The sequence below is a fragment of the Salinibacterium sp. AL4.1 genome, from assembly GCF_059767305.1.
The window spans coordinates 752839-768735 of sequence record NZ_JBSOQK010000001.1 but is presented as its reverse complement, the minus strand read 5'-3'; the positions used below and the strand labels follow the sequence as shown (position 1 = coordinate 768735).

15 protein-coding genes are annotated in these 15897 nt (G+C 63.7%); 9 read left to right on the top strand and 6 right to left on the bottom strand.

All coding sequences use genetic code 11. From position 1 onward, the window contains the following. Positions 1-29: 29 nt before the first annotated feature. The 3 genes from ACWTV3_RS03780 (at position 30) to fgd (ending at position 3755) form a co-directional block, all read left to right on the top strand. Positions 30-2144 (top strand): ATP-dependent DNA helicase RecG, encoded by a 2115-nt coding sequence (locus ACWTV3_RS03780; RefSeq protein ID WP_498477934.1) that lies wholly within the window; start codon positions 30-32, stop codon positions 2142-2144. An 87-nt stretch (positions 2145-2231) separates the two neighbouring features. Further along, a complete protein-coding gene (gene coaD / locus ACWTV3_RS03775) occupies positions 2232-2720 on the top strand; it encodes a pantetheine-phosphate adenylyltransferase (RefSeq protein WP_129071832.1) in 489 nt (162 codons plus the stop codon). Positions 2721-2738: 18 nt separating this feature from the next. After that, positions 2739-3755, top strand: coding sequence for a glucose-6-phosphate dehydrogenase (coenzyme-F420) (fgd, locus tag ACWTV3_RS03770; protein ID WP_498476907.1), 1017 nt, complete (start codon positions 2739-2741; stop codon positions 3753-3755). A 112-nt stretch (positions 3756-3867) separates the two neighbouring features. Here fgd and ACWTV3_RS03765 read toward each other — a convergent pair whose 3' ends face one another. The 3 genes from ACWTV3_RS03765 to ACWTV3_RS03755 all read right to left on the bottom strand — a co-directional run bounded on the left by ACWTV3_RS03765 (position 3868) and on the right by ACWTV3_RS03755 (position 5888). Beyond that, positions 3868-4308, bottom strand: coding sequence for an Hsp20/alpha crystallin family protein (locus ACWTV3_RS03765; protein WP_498476906.1), 441 nt, complete (start codon positions 4306-4308; stop codon positions 3868-3870). A gap of 152 nt (positions 4309-4460) precedes the next feature. Further along, positions 4461-4742, bottom strand: coding sequence for a hypothetical protein (locus ACWTV3_RS03760; protein ID WP_498476905.1), 282 nt, complete (start codon positions 4740-4742; stop codon positions 4461-4463). A 393-nt stretch (positions 4743-5135) separates the two neighbouring features. Further along, positions 5136-5888 carry an alpha/beta fold hydrolase gene (locus tag ACWTV3_RS03755; RefSeq protein WP_498476904.1) on the bottom strand — a complete coding sequence of 251 codons (753 nt, stop codon included), beginning with the start codon at positions 5886-5888 and terminating at the stop codon, positions 5136-5138. A 233-nt stretch (positions 5889-6121) separates the two neighbouring features. On the opposite strand from ACWTV3_RS03755, the gene ACWTV3_RS03750 reads away from it, so the two are divergent. Genes ACWTV3_RS03750 through ACWTV3_RS03725 form a run of 6 tightly spaced genes read left to right on the top strand, consistent with a single transcriptional unit; the run spans position 6122 to position 12978 of the window. Then, positions 6122-7135: a TIGR03557 family F420-dependent LLM class oxidoreductase gene (locus ACWTV3_RS03750; RefSeq protein ID WP_498476903.1), complete on the top strand. Its 1014-nt coding sequence runs from the start codon at positions 6122-6124 to the stop codon at positions 7133-7135. A gap of 39 nt (positions 7136-7174) precedes the next feature. Then, positions 7175-7963 carry a coenzyme F420-0:L-glutamate ligase gene (gene cofE / locus ACWTV3_RS03745; RefSeq protein WP_498476902.1) on the top strand — a complete coding sequence of 263 codons (789 nt, stop codon included), beginning with the start codon at positions 7175-7177 and terminating at the stop codon, positions 7961-7963. A 38-nt stretch (positions 7964-8001) separates the two neighbouring features. Next, positions 8002-8361: a PLD nuclease N-terminal domain-containing protein gene (locus tag ACWTV3_RS03740; RefSeq protein WP_498476901.1), complete on the top strand. Its 360-nt coding sequence runs from the start codon at positions 8002-8004 to the stop codon at positions 8359-8361. A 26-nt stretch (positions 8362-8387) separates the two neighbouring features. Then, the gene (locus ACWTV3_RS03735; protein ID WP_498476900.1) at positions 8388-9383 is read left to right on the top strand and encodes an AAA family ATPase; all 996 of its coding nucleotides are present in this window, start codon (positions 8388-8390) and stop codon (positions 9381-9383) included. Positions 9384-9392: 9 nt separating this feature from the next. Continuing rightward, positions 9393-10763: a DUF58 domain-containing protein gene (locus ACWTV3_RS03730; RefSeq protein WP_498476899.1), complete on the top strand. Its 1371-nt coding sequence runs from the start codon at positions 9393-9395 to the stop codon at positions 10761-10763. Then, positions 10750-12978 carry a transglutaminase TgpA family protein gene (locus tag ACWTV3_RS03725; RefSeq protein WP_498476898.1) on the top strand — a complete coding sequence of 743 codons (2229 nt, stop codon included), beginning with the start codon at positions 10750-10752 and terminating at the stop codon, positions 12976-12978. Before ACWTV3_RS03730 ends, ACWTV3_RS03725 begins: the two co-directional genes overlap by 14 nt. 28 nt (positions 12979-13006) lie before the next feature. On the opposite strand, the gene ACWTV3_RS03720 is transcribed toward ACWTV3_RS03725, so the two are convergent. From ACWTV3_RS03720 to ACWTV3_RS03710, 3 genes are read right to left on the bottom strand one after another with little or no spacing between them, the layout of a single operon-like run. Further along, positions 13007-13822, bottom strand: a complete 816-nt coding sequence (locus tag ACWTV3_RS03720) for an ABC transporter ATP-binding protein (protein ID WP_498476897.1) — start codon at positions 13820-13822, stop codon at positions 13007-13009. Further along, the gene (locus ACWTV3_RS03715) at positions 13819-14829 is read right to left on the bottom strand and encodes a putative F420-0 ABC transporter permease subunit (protein ID WP_498476896.1); all 1011 of its coding nucleotides are present in this window, start codon (positions 14827-14829) and stop codon (positions 13819-13821) included. Before ACWTV3_RS03715 ends, ACWTV3_RS03720 begins: the two co-directional genes overlap by 4 nt. Further along, positions 14822-15853 (bottom strand): putative F420-0 ABC transporter substrate-binding protein, encoded by a 1032-nt coding sequence (locus ACWTV3_RS03710; protein WP_498476895.1) that lies wholly within the window; start codon positions 15851-15853, stop codon positions 14822-14824. Before ACWTV3_RS03710 ends, ACWTV3_RS03715 begins: the two co-directional genes overlap by 8 nt. Positions 15854-15897: the final 44 nt, after the last annotated feature.

The following is a 15897-nucleotide window of genomic DNA, read 5'->3' as shown; positions in this document are numbered from 1 at the left end:
CTGTGCTGGGCGGGCGCACTGCTACTTCGATGCAGCGCGGCCTTGGTTTGCTCACGGTCGGCGACCTCATGACGCACTATCCGCGGCGGTACGCTCGGCGCGGTGAGCTCACCGCTCTTGCCGAATTGCCGCTGGATGAGGCGGTCACGATCGTGGCAGAAGTGCGCGAGGTGCGTAACCGCCCGATGCGCAACAAGCGCGGCTCGATTCTTGAGGTGTCGATCAGCGACGGCACGGGCATCCTGACCCTCACTTTCTTCAATCAGGCGTGGCGGGCGAACGAGCTCCTTCCGGGCGTTCGCGGAATCTTTGCCGGCAAGGTCGGCCAGTACCGTGGCACGCGTCAACTGGCGCACCCTGATTACGAACTTTTCGATCGCGATGCTCTTGAGCTGAAGAAGCCCGAGCAGGCTAAGGGGTGGGCAGAGCAGCCGATCCCGATTTACCCCGCGACTTCCACTGTCGCGAGTTGGCAGATTCAGAAGGCGGTCGAGGTTGTGCTCGATACGCTCGGCCCGCTCGAAGACCCGGTTCCGGATGCCGTGCGCCGCGAACGCGAACTGCTGCGGTATTCGCAGGCGCTTGAGCTTGTGCACCGCCCCAAGGTCGATTCCGATTGGCGCAGCGCTCGCGATGCTTTGCGCTTTCAAGAAGCTTTCGTGCTGCAATCCGCTCTCTTGCAGCAGCGCCAGAAACAACGCGAGTCTGAGGCGATTGCGCGCTCGGCGGGCTCTCTGCTCGAAGGTTTCGATGCTGCGTTGCCGTTTACGCTCACAGGCGACCAGCAGTCCGTCGGCGAGCAAATTTTCCATGATCTTGCCGAGCCTGTGCCGATGAATCGCCTGGTGCAGGGTGAGGTGGGTTCCGGTAAGACGCTCGTCGCGCTGCGGGCGATGTTGGCTGTGGCACAATCCGGTGGCCAGTCAGCGTTGCTGGCGCCCACCGAGGTGCTCGCTCATCAACACTTTCGGTCGATCGTGCGAACGCTGGGTCCCGATCTCGCGGCCGAATTGCGCCCGACCCTCATCACTGGTCAGTTGCCCACGGCAGAGCGCAAGAAGGCCCTGCTGGCGACCGTTTCGGGTGCTTCGCGCATCGTCATCGGCACACATGCACTCCTGGGTGATGCCGTCAGCTTCGTCGATCTCGGTCTCGTCGTCGTCGATGAGCAGCACCGCTTTGGTGTCGACCAGCGTGAGGCTCTGCGGCTCAAAGGCGCCAAGCCGCCGCACGTTCTCGTGCTCACCGCAACGCCGATCCCGCGCACCGTGGCAATGACGGTCTTCGGCGACCTCGACATTTCGTCCATCGCCGAGTTGCCCGCTGGCCGCCAACCGATCAGCAGTCATGTCGTGCCGCTGGCAGAGAAGCCCGGCTGGGTGTCGCGCGTCTGGCAACGGCTGGCTGAGGAACTGGCTATCGGGCGGCAGGGCTTCGTGGTGTGCCCCGCGATTGACGCCAAGACAGAAGAGCCCGGCAGCGAGCCCGCCCCGAAAGCCACCGATGATCCGGACGCCGGCCCGCCGCGACCCATCGCCAACGTCACTGAGGTGCTGGCCTCGCTGCGCAGCAACGAGGTCCTCGCAGGCAAGCGGATCGAGGCGCTGCACGGCAAGCTTTCGAGCGACGAGAAAGACGAACTCATGCGCTCGTTTGCTGCGGGCGATATCGATGTGCTCGTCGCGACGACCGTGATCGAGGTGGGCGTCGACGTGCCCAACGCTTCAGTGATGGTCGTTCTTGATGCGGACCGCTTCGGAGTTTCCCAATTGCACCAGCTGCGCGGCCGTGTCGGCCGTGGTGGCGTCCCCGGCCTGTGCCTGTTTGTGACAGCAGCCGAGGGGGAGTCATTGGCTCGCGAACGCGTTGAGGCTGTGGCATCCACTCTCGATGGCTTCGAACTCGCGAATAAAGACTTGGAACTGCGTCGCGAAGGCGATGTGCTCGGCGGAGTGCAGTCGGGCGGGCGTTCGAGCCTCAAGCTGCTGCGCGTGGCCAACGACGGGCAACTCATCACGGAAGCACGCGAGGCAGCACAAACGGTGCAGGCCGCCGATCCGACCCTTGCGGAGCATCCGGCGCTCGCCGAGGCCTTGCAGCGTCGTCTCGACGAGAGCGCCGAAGCCTTCCTCGGTAAGAACTAGCCCAACGAAAACTAACGTCAGCAAAACAAGTTCTCCGCACAGCGAACTCCCACGATGTTGCAAGCCCTCAGCGGCTATCGTTGAAGCATGAGTCGGATCGCTGTCGTTCCCGGGTCCTTTGACCCTGTCACCCTGGGCCACCTGGACGTGATTGAGCGGGCAGCAAAAACCTTTGACGAAGTGCACGTTCTTGTCGTGCACAACCCCGGTAAGACGGCACTTTTGCCGATTGCCCAGCGCGTCTCGCTGCTTGAGCAAGCGATAGCGGATGCTCGGTTCGCCGGCAACATCCGCGTCACCAGCTGGAGTATGGGCTTACTCGTCGACTACTGCACCGAGGTCGGTGCGAGCGTCATCGTGAAGGGCATCCGTTCTCAAGTGGATGTTGCGTACGAAACGCCCATGGCGATCGTGAACCGCGATCTCGCGGCCGTCGAAACCATCTTTATGCTGCCGAATCCCGCGCATGCGCACGTCTCCAGCTCGCTCGTGCGCCAGGTGGCGGCGCTCGGCGGAGATGTTGCGCCGTATGTACCTCGGGTGGTTTCTGAGTTTTTGCAAGCGCCGCGCGACTAACACCGGCACAATGGGTCTATGACTCTCACTCTCGGATACAAAGCGTCAGCCGAACAATTCGCCCCGCGTGAACTCGTAGAGATTGCGGTGGCCGCCGAAGCTCACGGTATGGAGAGTGTTGCGGTCAGCGACCACTTTCAGCCGTGGCGTCACGAGGGCGGTCACGCCCCGTTCTCGCTGAGCTGGATGGCAGCGGTCGGTGAGCGCACGAGCACGATCCGTATCGGCACGAGCGTGATGACCCCGACCTTCCGTTACAACCCCGCCGTGCTCGCTCAGGCCTTCGCCACGATGGGTTGCCTGTACCCGGGGCGCATCATGCTCGGCGTCGGAACAGGCGAGGCCCTCAACGAAGTAGCGACCGGATTCCGCGGTGCCGGAGAGCAAGACTGGCCCGAGTTCAAAGAGCGCTTCGCTCGCTTGCGCGAATCGGTTCGCCTCATGCGCGAGCTCTGGACTTCAGACCGGGTGTCGTTCGAGGGGGAGTATTACTCCACTCACGGTGCGAGCATCTATGACCGCCCCGACCAGCCCATCCCGATCTATATTGCCGCCGGAGGACCCATGGTGGCGCGCTATGCCGGCCGCGCGGGTGACGGCTTCATCTGTACCTCGGGCAAGGGTATGGAACTCTACAACGACGCGCTCATCCCGGGCGTCAAGGAGGGTGCGGCCAAGGTGGACCGCAAATTCGAAGACATTGACCGGATGATCGAAATCAAGCTCTCTTACGACACCGATGCCGACGTTGCTCTCGAGAACACGCGTTTCTGGGCGCCACTTGCTCTCTCGAAGGAGCAGAAGCACGACATCACTGACCCCATCGAGATGGAACGCGCCGCCGATGCTCTGCCGATCGAGCAGATCGCGTCGCGCTGGATTGTGGGCAACGATCCCGACAAGATCGTTGACGAGATTCGCCCGTACGTGGATGCCGGCCTCAATCACCTCGTGTTCCACGCGCCCGGTGGCGACCAGCGTCGCTTCCTTGAACTCTTCGAGCGCGACATCGCTCCGCGATTGCGGGCGCTGTAGAGCGCTAGAGCGCGAGACGCGCACACGGTTTAACGAACGATGGGCGGATGCGTGAAGCATCCGCCCATCGCTGCTGTGTCGGCAATCAACGCCGCCGACTACTGCTTGCTGGCTAGCTCGTAACAGCGACCTTCTCAGTCGATCGAGCCTGGTTCACGGAGTTGGTGCTGACCTCAATTTTGCGAGGTTTTGCCTTCTCCGATACCGGGATGATGACGCTCAGCACGCCGTTGTCGTAACTGGCACTGATGTTGTCGCGGTCAATGCCCGCACCGATGCTGAACTGGCGAAGGTAGGAACCGTAGCGGCGCTCCTGCGAGAGCCATTTGGCTCCTTCGCGCTCGCCAGCGGTGCGCTCGGCTCGAATCGTGAGGAGCTGACCGTCAACGTCAACGTCAACGGAGCCGGGATCGACGCCCGGAAGGTCGGCGGTGAGAACGTACTCGTCAGCCTGGCGGTAGAGATCCACGGGCATGGGCTGGGTGCCGACGCGGGACTGGGCAGCTGTGGAGAGCCTGTCGAGTTCGGCAAAAGGATCAAATGACAGTGTCATGGGAAACCCCTTTCTCAAAGTTGAGTCACTGTGACTCAACAATCAAAAATTAGCACTCTCGCCCCGAGAGTGCCAAGTCATTGTGCTCAAAGTTCGCTGACAACGAAACGACCGTCGCCGGAGGGCTCCGGCGACGGTCGCGTGCGTGGTTCTCAGCGGATGATGAACCGCGGGTAATTCTGCTCGGCACGAGCCCTGGCCTGAGCCAGTCGCTCGCGACGAAGCTGATGTTCGGCCCGCAGCTGGGCCGAGGCGAGCAGTCGAGCTCGGTGCGGCCGGCGGCTCCACGTGATGAGAGCGATGCCGAGGTGCAGAGCAAGACGGTCGATGACTCCGACGCGACGCGGTGAGGCGTGGCGCGGTTGTTCAGCGACGGGGCTGGGGTTGGGCGGATGGTCACGGCGGTCTTTAGGGACCGCCAGAGTTGCGTTCATGAGATGTCTTTCGTGAGCTGTATTCGTGAGAAAACTGGATGCGGAAGGCGCGCAAAATTGCGCTGTTTCAGGTGGTGACCCAACGGCTTCCCACAGTGATCGCGAGTCGCTGAAGAAGGGACAATCATCGAGAGGCGAACGCACCCGCGAAGGGGATGCAGACTCGTCAGTCGTCGCAGTCTCGCGATGATCGAGTTGGGCCGTGTGCTCCGTGAGCGCCGCCACCGTCAGAACCGGTGAGCGAAAAACGCTAACCGATTAGGCGGTGAGGCGCCAGACGGAGCCGGCGGTCGTGGGGTTCTTCGTAAAAGTGAAAATAAACACGCGAGGCTCCTTTCAATAGTTGGCGTTTGCTCAGTGTAGGGCGGGCAGTCGCTGACGACAAGACCTAATTTAGGTGCGATGCAAAGCCGTGATGATGGCGTCCGAGAGCTCAGCGGGTTTCGTGAACTGCGGCCAGTGCCCGGTCGGTAGGTCCACGAGTTCGAGGTCGGTGAGCTGAACGAGTTCGGTCGCGAAGGGTGTTCCCTCGCTCATCCACTCTCGCATCTGGTCGGCGGGAAACTCACAACAGATCACGGTGGCGGGCACGCTGAAGCGCGCCGGGGTGGAGAGCGTTTGCGGGGTGGTTGCGATCAGCGCTGGCTGGGGGATCGCGATTTCTTGAAACCAGGTGCGCAGTTCGTCGGTGAGGTCAACGAGATCTTCATCATCGAAAACGCTCCAGTCGGGCAGGGGAATCTCGCCCTCCACGGTGGGTAACTCGGTGTTGATCGGCATGCCGTTGGGCAGCGGCACGGTGTCGACGTGCACGATTCTGGCCAAGCACGTGGGCCGGGCATCCGCTACCGCGTGGGCAATGGGGCCACCGCCGCTGTGGGCAACGAGGGCAATGCGGGGCGTCGGTCGTTCGTCTTCGTCACCGTTCTCGCTGCCATCAGCCTCCACGTGGGTGAGGGCGTCAACGACCGCGACCACGGCCGCGATGTGGTCAGCCAGGGTTACCGTCGCGCGGTTGGTGTCGCGGCGTCGCAAGCCAGGGAGGGTGAGCGGGTGCACGGTGTGTCCAGCATTGCGAAGTGCGCGGGTTACAGGAGCCCAGGAGTCTCCATCGAGCCAGAATCCGGGGATGAGAATGACGTGCATCGGCGGGCTAGCGGTGCTGATCGATCAGGATCGGGACTCGCGCTCGACTGCATCTCTGGGGGAAAGCGAGAGGCACCGCACGGTATTTCACGGTGACACTGACTGAAAACGCGCCGAGCTTCATGCTGACTCCTCATTGAGTAGACCGCCATTATCCGCCCGTCGGCGTGCCAACTCAACGGTTGCGCGAATGGTGGGCCCACTTGGGGCACCATTACCGCCACAATAGACGGATGCCCGTGACTGTTGCTGCCCCCCATATCGGCTATGCCGCCATGCTCGAACGGTTTCATCCGCGCGAGGTGATGGGCTTTGCGCAGCATGCAGAAACGCGGGGCTTTCGCGGGGTCATGGCCGCGGATCACTATCAGCCGTGGGTGCCGCAGCAGGGGCAAGCATCGTTCGTGTGGAACGTGCTGAGTGGTCTCGGCGAAACCACGACGGGAGATCTCGGTACGGGCGTCACAGCGCCGACGTTCCGGTGGCATCCTGCGATGGTCGCCCAGGCCTCCGCCACCCTTGCCGCGATGAACCCGGGCCGTCACTGGTTGGGGCTTGGCAGTGGCGAAGCGATCAATGAACACATCGTCGGTCAGTACTGGCCCGAAGCCCCAGAACGCATCAACCGGATGTTCGAAGCCGTCGAGATCATCAAAAAGCTCTTCGCCTCGGGGCTCGCGAACAAAGACGTTCGCCACGAAGGCCAGTTCTACCGCCTCGAGTCGACGCGACTCTGGACAATGCCCGAGGTCGCCCCCGAGATCTTGGTCGCGACGGCCGGCCCGGTCGCCGCAAAGCGCGCCGGCAAGACCGTCGACGGCCTCATCACCGAAGCGGCACCGCTTGAGAAGATCGACATGTTGCTGGGGCGCTTCGCCGAAGGTGCCCGTGAGGCGGGGCGCAGTCGAGAAAGCCAGAGCCGCGTGCTGCGGCTGCACTTGAGCTGGGCCGAAACCGACGAACAGGCCATGCGCAACGCGCTCACCGAATGGCCGAACGGTGGACTGCGGTTCGCTAAGAACGACATCCGCTCGCCCTTCGAGCTCGAACAGCTTGCCCGCATGGTGCGACCAGAAGACTTCGAGGGGCGGATGCCCGTCAGCGCCGATCCCGACGTGCACCGCGCCTACATCCAGAGCTACCTCGACGCCGGGTTCGATCGCATCTACCTGCACAACGTAGGTCGCAATCAGCGGGAATTCTTGGATGTCTTCGGCCGCGACGTGCTTCCCGCACTGCGCAAGTAGAAGCGCGCACGAATAATGCCCCACACTAGAAGCGTGAGAATGAGCGCATGGGCCGTGCCCGGCATCCCCGAAATTGTGTCCGGAGACGATCTCGTCGAGGTGATTGCGGACGCCCTCGTGGCAGAGTCTGGCGATGTTAATGCGGGCGGACTGCTCGATGGTGACATCCTCACCGTGACCTCCAAGATTGTGAGCAAGGCGGAGGGTCGCTCGGTCGAAGCGGCAGATCGCGAACAAGCGATCACCGACGAAACCGTGCGCATCGTCGCATCGCGCGAGCACCCCAATGGTGTTACGCGTATCGTCGAGAACCGACTCGGTCTCGTGATGGCGGCCGCCGGTGTTGATTCCAGCAACACTCCCGACGGCATTGTTCTGCTCTTGCCGCTCGATCCCGACGCGACCGCGCGCACGCTGTGTGCTGGCCTGCGGCAGCGGTTCGGCGTGACCATTGGCCTCGTGATTACCGACACCGTGGGGCGCCCGTGGCGCAAGGGGCAGGCCGACATCGCCATCGGTGCCGCCGGCATTCACGTGCTTGACGACCTGCGGGGAACCGCGGATGCGTCGGGCCGCCCGCTCGCGGTGAGCGTCACGGCGCTCGCCGACGAGGTTGCCTCCGCGACTGATTTGGTCAAGGGCAAGGCCGGGGGATTACCCGTGGCGGTGCTGCGCGGGCTCGGCAGCCATGTCGCCGATCTCGATGCTCCCGGCGCCCGCTCCCTCGTGCGCAGCGGCCCCGAAGACATGTTCAGTCTGGGCACAAAAGAGGCGTGGATGGCAGGCTTCGATGAGGCTCATGACGAGAGCGCCCTCAAAGAGGAATAATGCTCGACTGTGGCTGATTTTGCGCTTACGATATTCGAATGGGGCTCCTCGTTTCGTTCGCGTATTTCGCGCTACTGATCTCTGTTCTGATCGACGTCATCCTGATCGATGAATCTCGCATCAAGAATCTCGGCAAGATCACGTGGTTGTTTATCGTGATCATCATGCCGTTCCTCGGCAGCATTTTGTGGTTCGCGGTTGGTCGCGAATACAACTCGGCTGCACCGACCTTCTCATCGTTTGGCGCACCCGAGCGCCGTGCAGACCTCGCGACGAACACCATGAGCTCGACAGAAGCCGAGATCGCCAAGCTCGACGCCGAGATCGAATATTTTGAGCGCCAACAGAAGATTCGGGCTCTCGAAGAACGCCTCCGCGACCGCAAACAATTGCCGTAGTGCAAGACGGGTGTAAGACTCACTCCATGGATGTCCCTAGCTCCGGGTCTCTGCCCGATGACGTGTTCCACGAGCGCTGTGATGCGATTATTCGCAGTGTTTCGACAGTGATCGACGGCAAAACCGAGGCAGTGCGACTGGCGCTCACGGTGCTGCTCGCCGAGGGACATTTGCTCATCGAAGACGTCCCGGGCGTCGGCAAGACGATGCTCGCGCGTGCACTGGCCCGCACGGTCGACAGCACGGTCTCTCGCGTGCAATTCACTCCAGACTTGCTGCCCGCCGACATCACCGGTGTTTCGGTCTACAACCAGAACACCCGCGAGTTCGAGTTCAAGAAGGGCCCCGTTTTCGCGAACATCCTCATCGGCGATGAGATCAACCGCGCGAGCCCCAAGACCCAATCCGCATTGCTCGAGTGCATGGCTGAATCCAGCGTGACGGTCGACGGTGCCACCTACACCTTGGAATCACCGTTCATCGTGGTTGCGACGCAGAACCCCATCGAGATGGAGGGCACCTACCCGCTGCCCGAAGCGCAGCGCGACCGCTTCATGGCACGCATTTCCATGGGCTATCCGGATGCCGCCGCCGAGCTCGAGATGCTGCGTTCGCGTGAGCTGTCGAGTCCGCTCGATGCGCTCACTCCGGTCGTCTCCGTTGAGCAGTTGCGCGAGCTCATCGCGACGGTGCGGCGCGTCTATGTGAGCACGGCGGTTGAGGAGTACGCGGTGGCGATTGCGCAGGCGACGCGACGTGACCCCGAAGTGCGGTTGGGGGCGAGTCCGCGAGCCACGCTGCACCTGGTCCGGGCCGCGAAGGCACGCGCCGCGATCGATGGCCGAGACTTCGTGTTGCCCGATGACATCGACGCGCTCGCGGTGACGGTGCTGGCACACCGGATGATTCCGGCGCGGCATTCGGCTCAGGCATCCACTGTTCTCACGGGGCATTCGATCGCTGATGTGATCGAACGCATCGTCGCGGAAACACCGGTTCCGGTCACCGCTGCGGCGTCCTAGTCGGCCCTGATGCCTCGCCTTCGCCCGTTCCGAGCTCTCTCCGTTGCGCTGCGCGTGGTGCGGCTCACCAACCGCGGCAGTGCGTTCGTGGTGCTCGGCGGGCTAGGGCTTGTAGCGGGCTATGCGGCCGGTATGCCGATTCTGTTATATGCCGGATGCTTCGCCCTGGCCTTGCCTCTGATGGCGGGGCTGCTCGTGCGTTCTCGAGAATCCTCTCTGGCCGTCGCGCGTCAATTTGCGTTCCCTGTCGTGGAGGCCGGCAGCACTAGCCAGGTCACGCTGCGGGTCGATAATCATGCGCGTACGGGCCTTCGCGGGGTGCACTGGGCTGATGGTTTGCCGTGGCAGCCGTGGGCGACTGCAAGTGGCTGGTTGCCGCCGCTCTCAGCTCGCGTGGGTGGGCTCAACCAGCGCAGTGCCGCACAACTCACGTACTCTCTTACCCCGCGCGATCGTGGCATCTTTGAGATCGGCCCGCTCTTGCTGCAGAGCATTGACCCGCTGGCGTTGGCTAATGGAACCTGGAGTGTCGGCGGGGTGACTGAACTGACCGTCACGCCGCGAGTCGTCGCTCTGGCCCAGTCGGCATTGCTCGCTCAGTCGGGCGATGGTGAAGCTCGGGTGCTTCAGCGTCGGTCGGCTGGTGACGACGACGACGCGATGACGCGGGAGTACCGCCGCGGCGATGCGATGCGCCGGGTGCACTGGCGAGCATCCGCCCGCCACGGCAGCCTGATGGTGCGCCAAGAGGAGCAGCACAGTTACCCCGAAGCCCGCATCATCGTGGATACCCGTGTGGCGGGATATCCGGATGCCGGCCGCAACGAATCCGCGCGCCTCTCGAGCGGAGCGATCACCGCAGCCGCCCACAGCCCGCGTTTCGAGTGGATCGTCAGTATGCTCGCCTCTGCCGCCGTTCAACTCAAGCGCGAAGGCTTTCTCGTCGAGGTCATCGAAACGGGTCCCTCACAGCTGGCGGAGGCGTCGATCGTGCACCGGCGGGCTGCTGAAGAACAAGAGTTCTTGACCCGCCTTGCTACGTTCGGGCCGGTCGAAAGTGCGCCGGGCTGGTGGGGTGAGCCGGTGCCGAGCACGAGTGCGGGAGGCCCAGTGCTGGCGCTGGTCGCGCATCCCGAGCCTGAAACGGTGGCGTACTTGCGACGTCAGGCACTTGCGGGCGTTCTTGCTGTGGCGTTTGTGGTGGAATCGTCGTCGAGCTTCGGAGATTTCACGCGCACGGGTGACCCTGCGCGGCAGCCTGTCGTGGAGGAATTGCGCGATGCCGGGTGGAAGGTCATTGCGGTGCAGTCGTTCGATGATGTTGCCGAGGCGTGGGCACTGTTCGTTGCGGAGTCGAGGGCACACCGTGACAACAACTGAGGAGAGCCGCGCTCGTAGTTTGCGCGCTCACGAACGGCGCGTGCGCATCTGGTCGCTGAGCGCCACTCTCGTTCTGGCGCTCGGCGTTGCGGCGAGCAGTTTGGGCGAAGTGCTTACCGAGGGAGCGTGGTGGTTCCCCTACATCGGCGTCGTAGTCGTGGTGCTTGCCGTCGCCGCCGTGGCTCATGCCCTCATTGTTCGCGCCTGGATCGGATCGCTCGTGGGGGCCGCGGCTGGCTTGGCGACCCTGACCCTGTTCTTTGCGCCCGCTACCGCAATCGTGGGCATCATCCCCACCTTCGACACGTTCGATCGCTTTGGCGCGCTGATTGCGCAAGGTCGGTCTTCGATGGAGAACCAGCGATTCCCCGCGGATGCCGACACCGGCATCGTCTTCCTGATCTGCCTCGGTGCGGTGGGGCTCGCCGTCGCGATGGATGCCATTGCCTTCGTGCTGCGGAGACCAGCGCTGACGGCGCTTCCCCTGCTCATCATGCTCGCAGTTCCCGCTTTTGTGCGCAGCGAGCTGCACGATGCATTCGGCTTCGCGGTGACGGCTCTCGCCTACGCCGGCATCCTGCTCGTCGCGGGGGAGCGAACGACGGTGCGTGCCGCGTGGCCAGTGGTGGCAAGCGCGCTCGTGCTGGCGTTGATTGTTCCCGTGCTCTTGCCGAGCGTTGAACCGGGAGAGTCATCGTCGAGTGCCACGGGCCTTATCTCTACCGGTGTCAACCCGATCCTCAACCTGAGTAACGATCTGAGGCGTGACTCGGCGCTGCTCGCGCTGACCTACTCCTCTGACGAGGGTGACGAGTACCTCAGAGTGGCTGCGCTCGATGAGTTCAGTGACGAAACGTGGAGCCCCTCCGAACGTGAGATCGACGACGCAAACACCGTTGACGAGTTCGCTCCCGCCCAGGGGCTCTCTGATGAGGTTCCTCGAACCGAAAACGTCATGCAGATTCAGATCCAGCGCTTGCGGGGAAAGCTGCTGCCGGTGCCATACGCCGCCACGAGCATTACGGATGCCGGGCGCGGGTGGGTGTGGGAGCCCGAGGGCCTCACGGTGGCCAGTTCGTTCGCGAACTCCAAAGACGCCAACTACGAAGTGTCGTACATCACGCCAGCGCCGACGATCGAGCAGTTGGAATCAGCGCCGACCGAATTGCCGGCGGGATTCGACAAGTATTTGGCGCTGCCGGAGTCGTTGCCCGCAGTGGTGGCCGAAACCGCGCAACAAGTGGCGGGGGCTGAAGCGACGCGCTTCGACCAAGCCTTGGCGCTGCAGACGTTCTTTCGCAACGGAGATTTTGTTTACTCCGAGGAGGCACCCGTCACCGACGATTACGACGGTTCGGGTGCCGAAGTGCTCGGTGAATTCCTCTCGGCCCAGAGCGGCTACTGCGTGCACTTCGCTTCGGCGATGGCGGCCATGGCTCGCAGCCTCGATATCCCTGCCCGCGTGGTGGTCGGCTTCACTCCGGGTCAGCGTCAGGTGAACTCAGAGACGGATGAGGTGCTCTACGCCGTCACGACCGACAACCTGCATTCGTGGCCGGAGCTCTATTTCCCGACCGTCGGTTGGGTGCGTTTCGAGCCGACAACCTCCGTCGGCAGCACGCCGAGCTTCGCGCAAAGCGTGAACGATGATCCGAGTACTCCGGATGTCGATGAGTCGAAGCCTGAACCCACCGCCACTCCCACCGCGAGCGCAACTCCGGGAGCTCTACCCGACGTGCCGCGTGATGACATCCCCGATAACTCGACCCCGGGCGAGACTCGGATCTCACCGTGGTGGTTGACGCTGTTGGCCATTCCGTTCCTGCTGGCGATTCCCGCTCTCGTGCGCGCCGTTCGTCGTGGTCTGCGACTGCGGGCAGTGGGTCGGGGAAACATGGCTCTGGCGTGGCGAGAGATTTGCGACAGTGCCGCCGATCTCGGGGTAGCCGTCTCCCGCAATGCCACTCCGCGCCAGCAATACGAGCAGCTCGCGGCTCAGCTCGGCCTCGTCACCTCGGGCGCCGAGTCGTCGAGCTCGGCGCCTCCTGCTCTGGCCGCCGTGCTGGCCGCCGTGGAGGCATCCGCATTCAGCCCGCACCCGCACCCCGTGCGCCGAGACGCCGTGACCAGCGTGCTGGCTTCGCTGCGGTCATCAGTCGGCTGGAAGGCCCGGATCGCGGCGACTCTCGCACCCCGCACGGTATTCGACCGCTAGCGAGCTCGAGCGCCACACCGGCGAATAGCTACGCCGGGCTGAAGCCGATCACAGGCTTGCCCGTAACAGGATTGCGCAGGATGGATGCCGTAACGCCATACACATCGGCGATCAGCTGTTCGGTCAGCACCGTCTCGGTCGCGCCCGCCGCCACTACGCGACCGTGGGACAGCACGATGATGTGGTCGCAGTAACTCGCCGCGAGAGAGAGATCGTGGAGGGCAGCCAGCACGGTCACACCGGTGCTGCGCAGGCTCGACAGTAGTTCGAGCACCGCCAGCTGGGCGGCGATGTCGAGGTGATTGGTGGGTTCGTCGAGGGTGAGCAGCTGCGGCTGCTGGGCGAGTGCCCGGGCCAGCATCACGCGCTGCTTCTCGCCGCCGGAGAGGCTCTGAAACTCGCGCTCGCGGAACGCGGTCATTTCTACGGTCTCGAGGCTCGCGGCAATGATGGCGGCAGATTCGGGGGAGTCGGCCTCCCACAGTGACTGGTGCGGCAGGCGGCCGAGTGAGACCACCATTCCCACCGTGAGGGAGGTGTCGGTGGTGGCGTCTTGTTCCACGAACGCGGCGAGGCGGGCGCGTTGGCGGCGCGGCATCCCAAGCAGATCGTGGCTGCCGAACGTCACGCTGCCCGCAGCGGGAGTCTGTACGGCGGTGAGGGCACGCAGCAATGTCGATTTGCCGGCACCGTTTGGCCCGACGAGCGCGCTGAGGGAGCCGCGCGCGACCGTACAGTCGACGTCGTCGATGAGCAGGGTGCCGTCGGTAGTGACGCGGATGCGTTCGGCGACAAGGCCGCTGTCGTCGCCGAGGCTGGCGGCGCCCAGACTGTCGTCGCTCATGTGGAGCTCTTTCGCCGGGTGAGGAGGAACGCAAAGATGGGGGCGCCGATCATCGCAGTGACGATGCCCACGGGAATCTCGCGAGGATCAAAGAGGGTGCGGGCAAGAGTGTCTGCCCAGACGAGAAAGACAGCGCCGAGGAGGGCGCTGAGGGGGAGTAGCGCGCGATGGCCTGGCCCCACGAGCAGCCGCACAGCATGCGGCAGTATCAATCCCACAAAGCCGATCGAGCCGCTCACCGACACCATGGCACCCGTGACGAGAGCGGATGCCGCCAGCAGCCCCCAGCGGGTGGCGCTGACGTTGACGCCGAGCGACGCTGCCTGCACGTCGCCAAAGGCAAAGGAGTCGAGCAAGCGTCCCGTGAGCATCACAGGGATGCCGATCACGATGATGGCGGCCATCGTGATGCCGACGGCGGGCCAGCGTGCTCCGCTGAGCGAACCCAGCAGCCACGAGAGCACTTCGCGATACGAGTCGCCGGTGACGCTCCAGAAGATGACAAAGCTCGTGATGGCCGAGGCGAGTGCCGAGACGGCGATACCCGCCAAGACTGTGCGCGAGGGCGTGATCGTGCCAAGCGACCCCGCGAGCAGCAACGTCAGGGTGAGAGCGAGCAACGCTCCTACAAAGGCGGCGAGCGGCAGCAGTACCGCCGCGCCCAAGAGCAACACCGAGACCGCGCCGAGTGCAGCGCCCGACGACAGCCCCAAGAGGTACGGGTCGGCGAGCGGATTGCGCGTAATCGCCTGCATCACGGCACCACTCAACGCGAGCCCTGCGCCCACCGCAGCAGCAGTCAGCACTCGTGGCAGCCGCAACTGCCACACAATGCCATCCCGAAGCTCGCTCAGCGGGCTCACCCCGATACCGAGGTGACTGGCAATCGACCGCCACACTTCATCGAAGCGGATGTCGGCAGGGCCGATCGTCACCGCCACCGTGATCGACACCAGTAGTGCGATCGCGAGGGCGGTACCGAAAGCGAGCGGAGAAACTTTAGCCATCGAGCTCCGCAATCTGGGCCGACAAGCTTGCGGCAGCTTCAACGCTGCGCACGCCAGCCTCGCTCGCGGCGAACGGCACCACGAGGTAACGGCCAGCTTTCACAGCACTGAGGTTAGCGGTTGCGGGATTGGTCTCGAGAATGTCGATTTTGCCTTCGGCTGTGTTCCAGGCGGCATCCACGAGCACAATGAAGTCGGGGTCGGCGTCAACGACGGCTTCCCAGTTGAAGGGAGCCCAAGTGGAGTCGATGTCGGCTGCGATGTTGGTCAGCCCGACGGTATCGAGCAACAGTTGCGGTGCTCCGATGCCGGCGCCCACATACGGGGTGTCGGACCCTGAAGAGAACCACAGCGCGGTGCGGGAGTCGCCATTCGCATCGACGTCAGCGAGCTGAGTGGCCTGTTCGGCGAGAAGGGTGCTGGCATCCACTCGGAAGATCGACGCCACCGTTTCGATGTCGCTAAAGACATCGTCGAAGCTCAGCTGAGCGGGCTGCTCTGCACTCTGGCAGGCCGAGGGCGCTACGAAGGTATTGATGCCCAGAGCAGTAAGGTCGGCACGCTCGCCAGATCCATCAGCACTGAAGTTGGATTCCCAGCCGGCGAAAATGAGATCGGGCTCAAGGTCAAGCACTGCTTCTTCGCTGGGCACTTTCTCAGCGATCGAGGTCAGATCAGCGGCCTCGGATGCCCACTGCTCGGGCACCGGGCCGTCTTGAAAGGCGGTTCCAATGATGCGGTCGCCCAGACCGAGCGCCAGCAACATCTCGGTGGTCGATGACTTGATGGTGATGACGCGCTCGGGGGCTGCATCGAAACTCACGTCAAAGCCGCAGTTGCTGAGGTCAACGCTCTGCGCGGCGGCGTCGGGGGAAGCGGTGGTCTCCGGCGTCGCGGTGGCGCAGCCGCTCAGGGCGAGAGCCGACACTGCGAGAAGAGCAGCACTGCGAACAACGGTGCCACGGGTGCTGCTGCGGTGAATGTTGGAGCGAGCAGCGAAAAAGGAACGGGTAAGAGCAGACATGGGGCCTTTCGAGAAACGGCGAAGGGGGCGCGAGAGTGCGCCAC

Coding starts and splice junctions, on each gene's coding strand:
- ACWTV3_RS03750 (WP_498476903.1), top strand. CDS start 6,122: ATGCCCGTGACTGTTGCTGCCCCCCATATCGGCTATGCCGCCATGCTC.
- fgd (WP_498476907.1), top strand. CDS start 2,739: ATGACTCTCACTCTCGGATACAAAGCGTCAGCCGAACAATTCGCCCCG.
- ACWTV3_RS03755 (WP_498476904.1), bottom strand. CDS start 5,888: ATGCACGTCATTCTCATCCCCGGATTCTGGCTCGATGGAGACTCCTGG.
- coaD (WP_129071832.1), top strand. CDS start 2,232: ATGAGTCGGATCGCTGTCGTTCCCGGGTCCTTTGACCCTGTCACCCTG.
- ACWTV3_RS03715 (WP_498476896.1), bottom strand. CDS start 14,829: ATGGCTAAAGTTTCTCCGCTCGCTTTCGGTACCGCCCTCGCGATCGCA.
- ACWTV3_RS03765 (WP_498476906.1), bottom strand. CDS start 4,308: ATGACACTGTCATTTGATCCTTTTGCCGAACTCGACAGGCTCTCCACA.
- ACWTV3_RS03730 (WP_498476899.1), top strand. CDS start 9,393: ATGCCTCGCCTTCGCCCGTTCCGAGCTCTCTCCGTTGCGCTGCGCGTG.
- ACWTV3_RS03780 (WP_498477934.1), top strand. CDS start 30: ATGCAGCGCGGCCTTGGTTTGCTCACGGTCGGCGACCTCATGACGCAC.
- ACWTV3_RS03735 (WP_498476900.1), top strand. CDS start 8,388: ATGGATGTCCCTAGCTCCGGGTCTCTGCCCGATGACGTGTTCCACGAG.
- ACWTV3_RS03710 (WP_498476895.1), bottom strand. CDS start 15,853: ATGTCTGCTCTTACCCGTTCCTTTTTCGCTGCTCGCTCCAACATTCAC.
- ACWTV3_RS03720 (WP_498476897.1), bottom strand. CDS start 13,822: ATGAGCGACGACAGTCTGGGCGCCGCCAGCCTCGGCGACGACAGCGGC.
- ACWTV3_RS03760 (WP_498476905.1), bottom strand. CDS start 4,742: ATGAACGCAACTCTGGCGGTCCCTAAAGACCGCCGTGACCATCCGCCC.
- cofE (WP_498476902.1), top strand. CDS start 7,175: ATGAGCGCATGGGCCGTGCCCGGCATCCCCGAAATTGTGTCCGGAGAC.
- ACWTV3_RS03740 (WP_498476901.1), top strand. CDS start 8,002: ATGGGGCTCCTCGTTTCGTTCGCGTATTTCGCGCTACTGATCTCTGTT.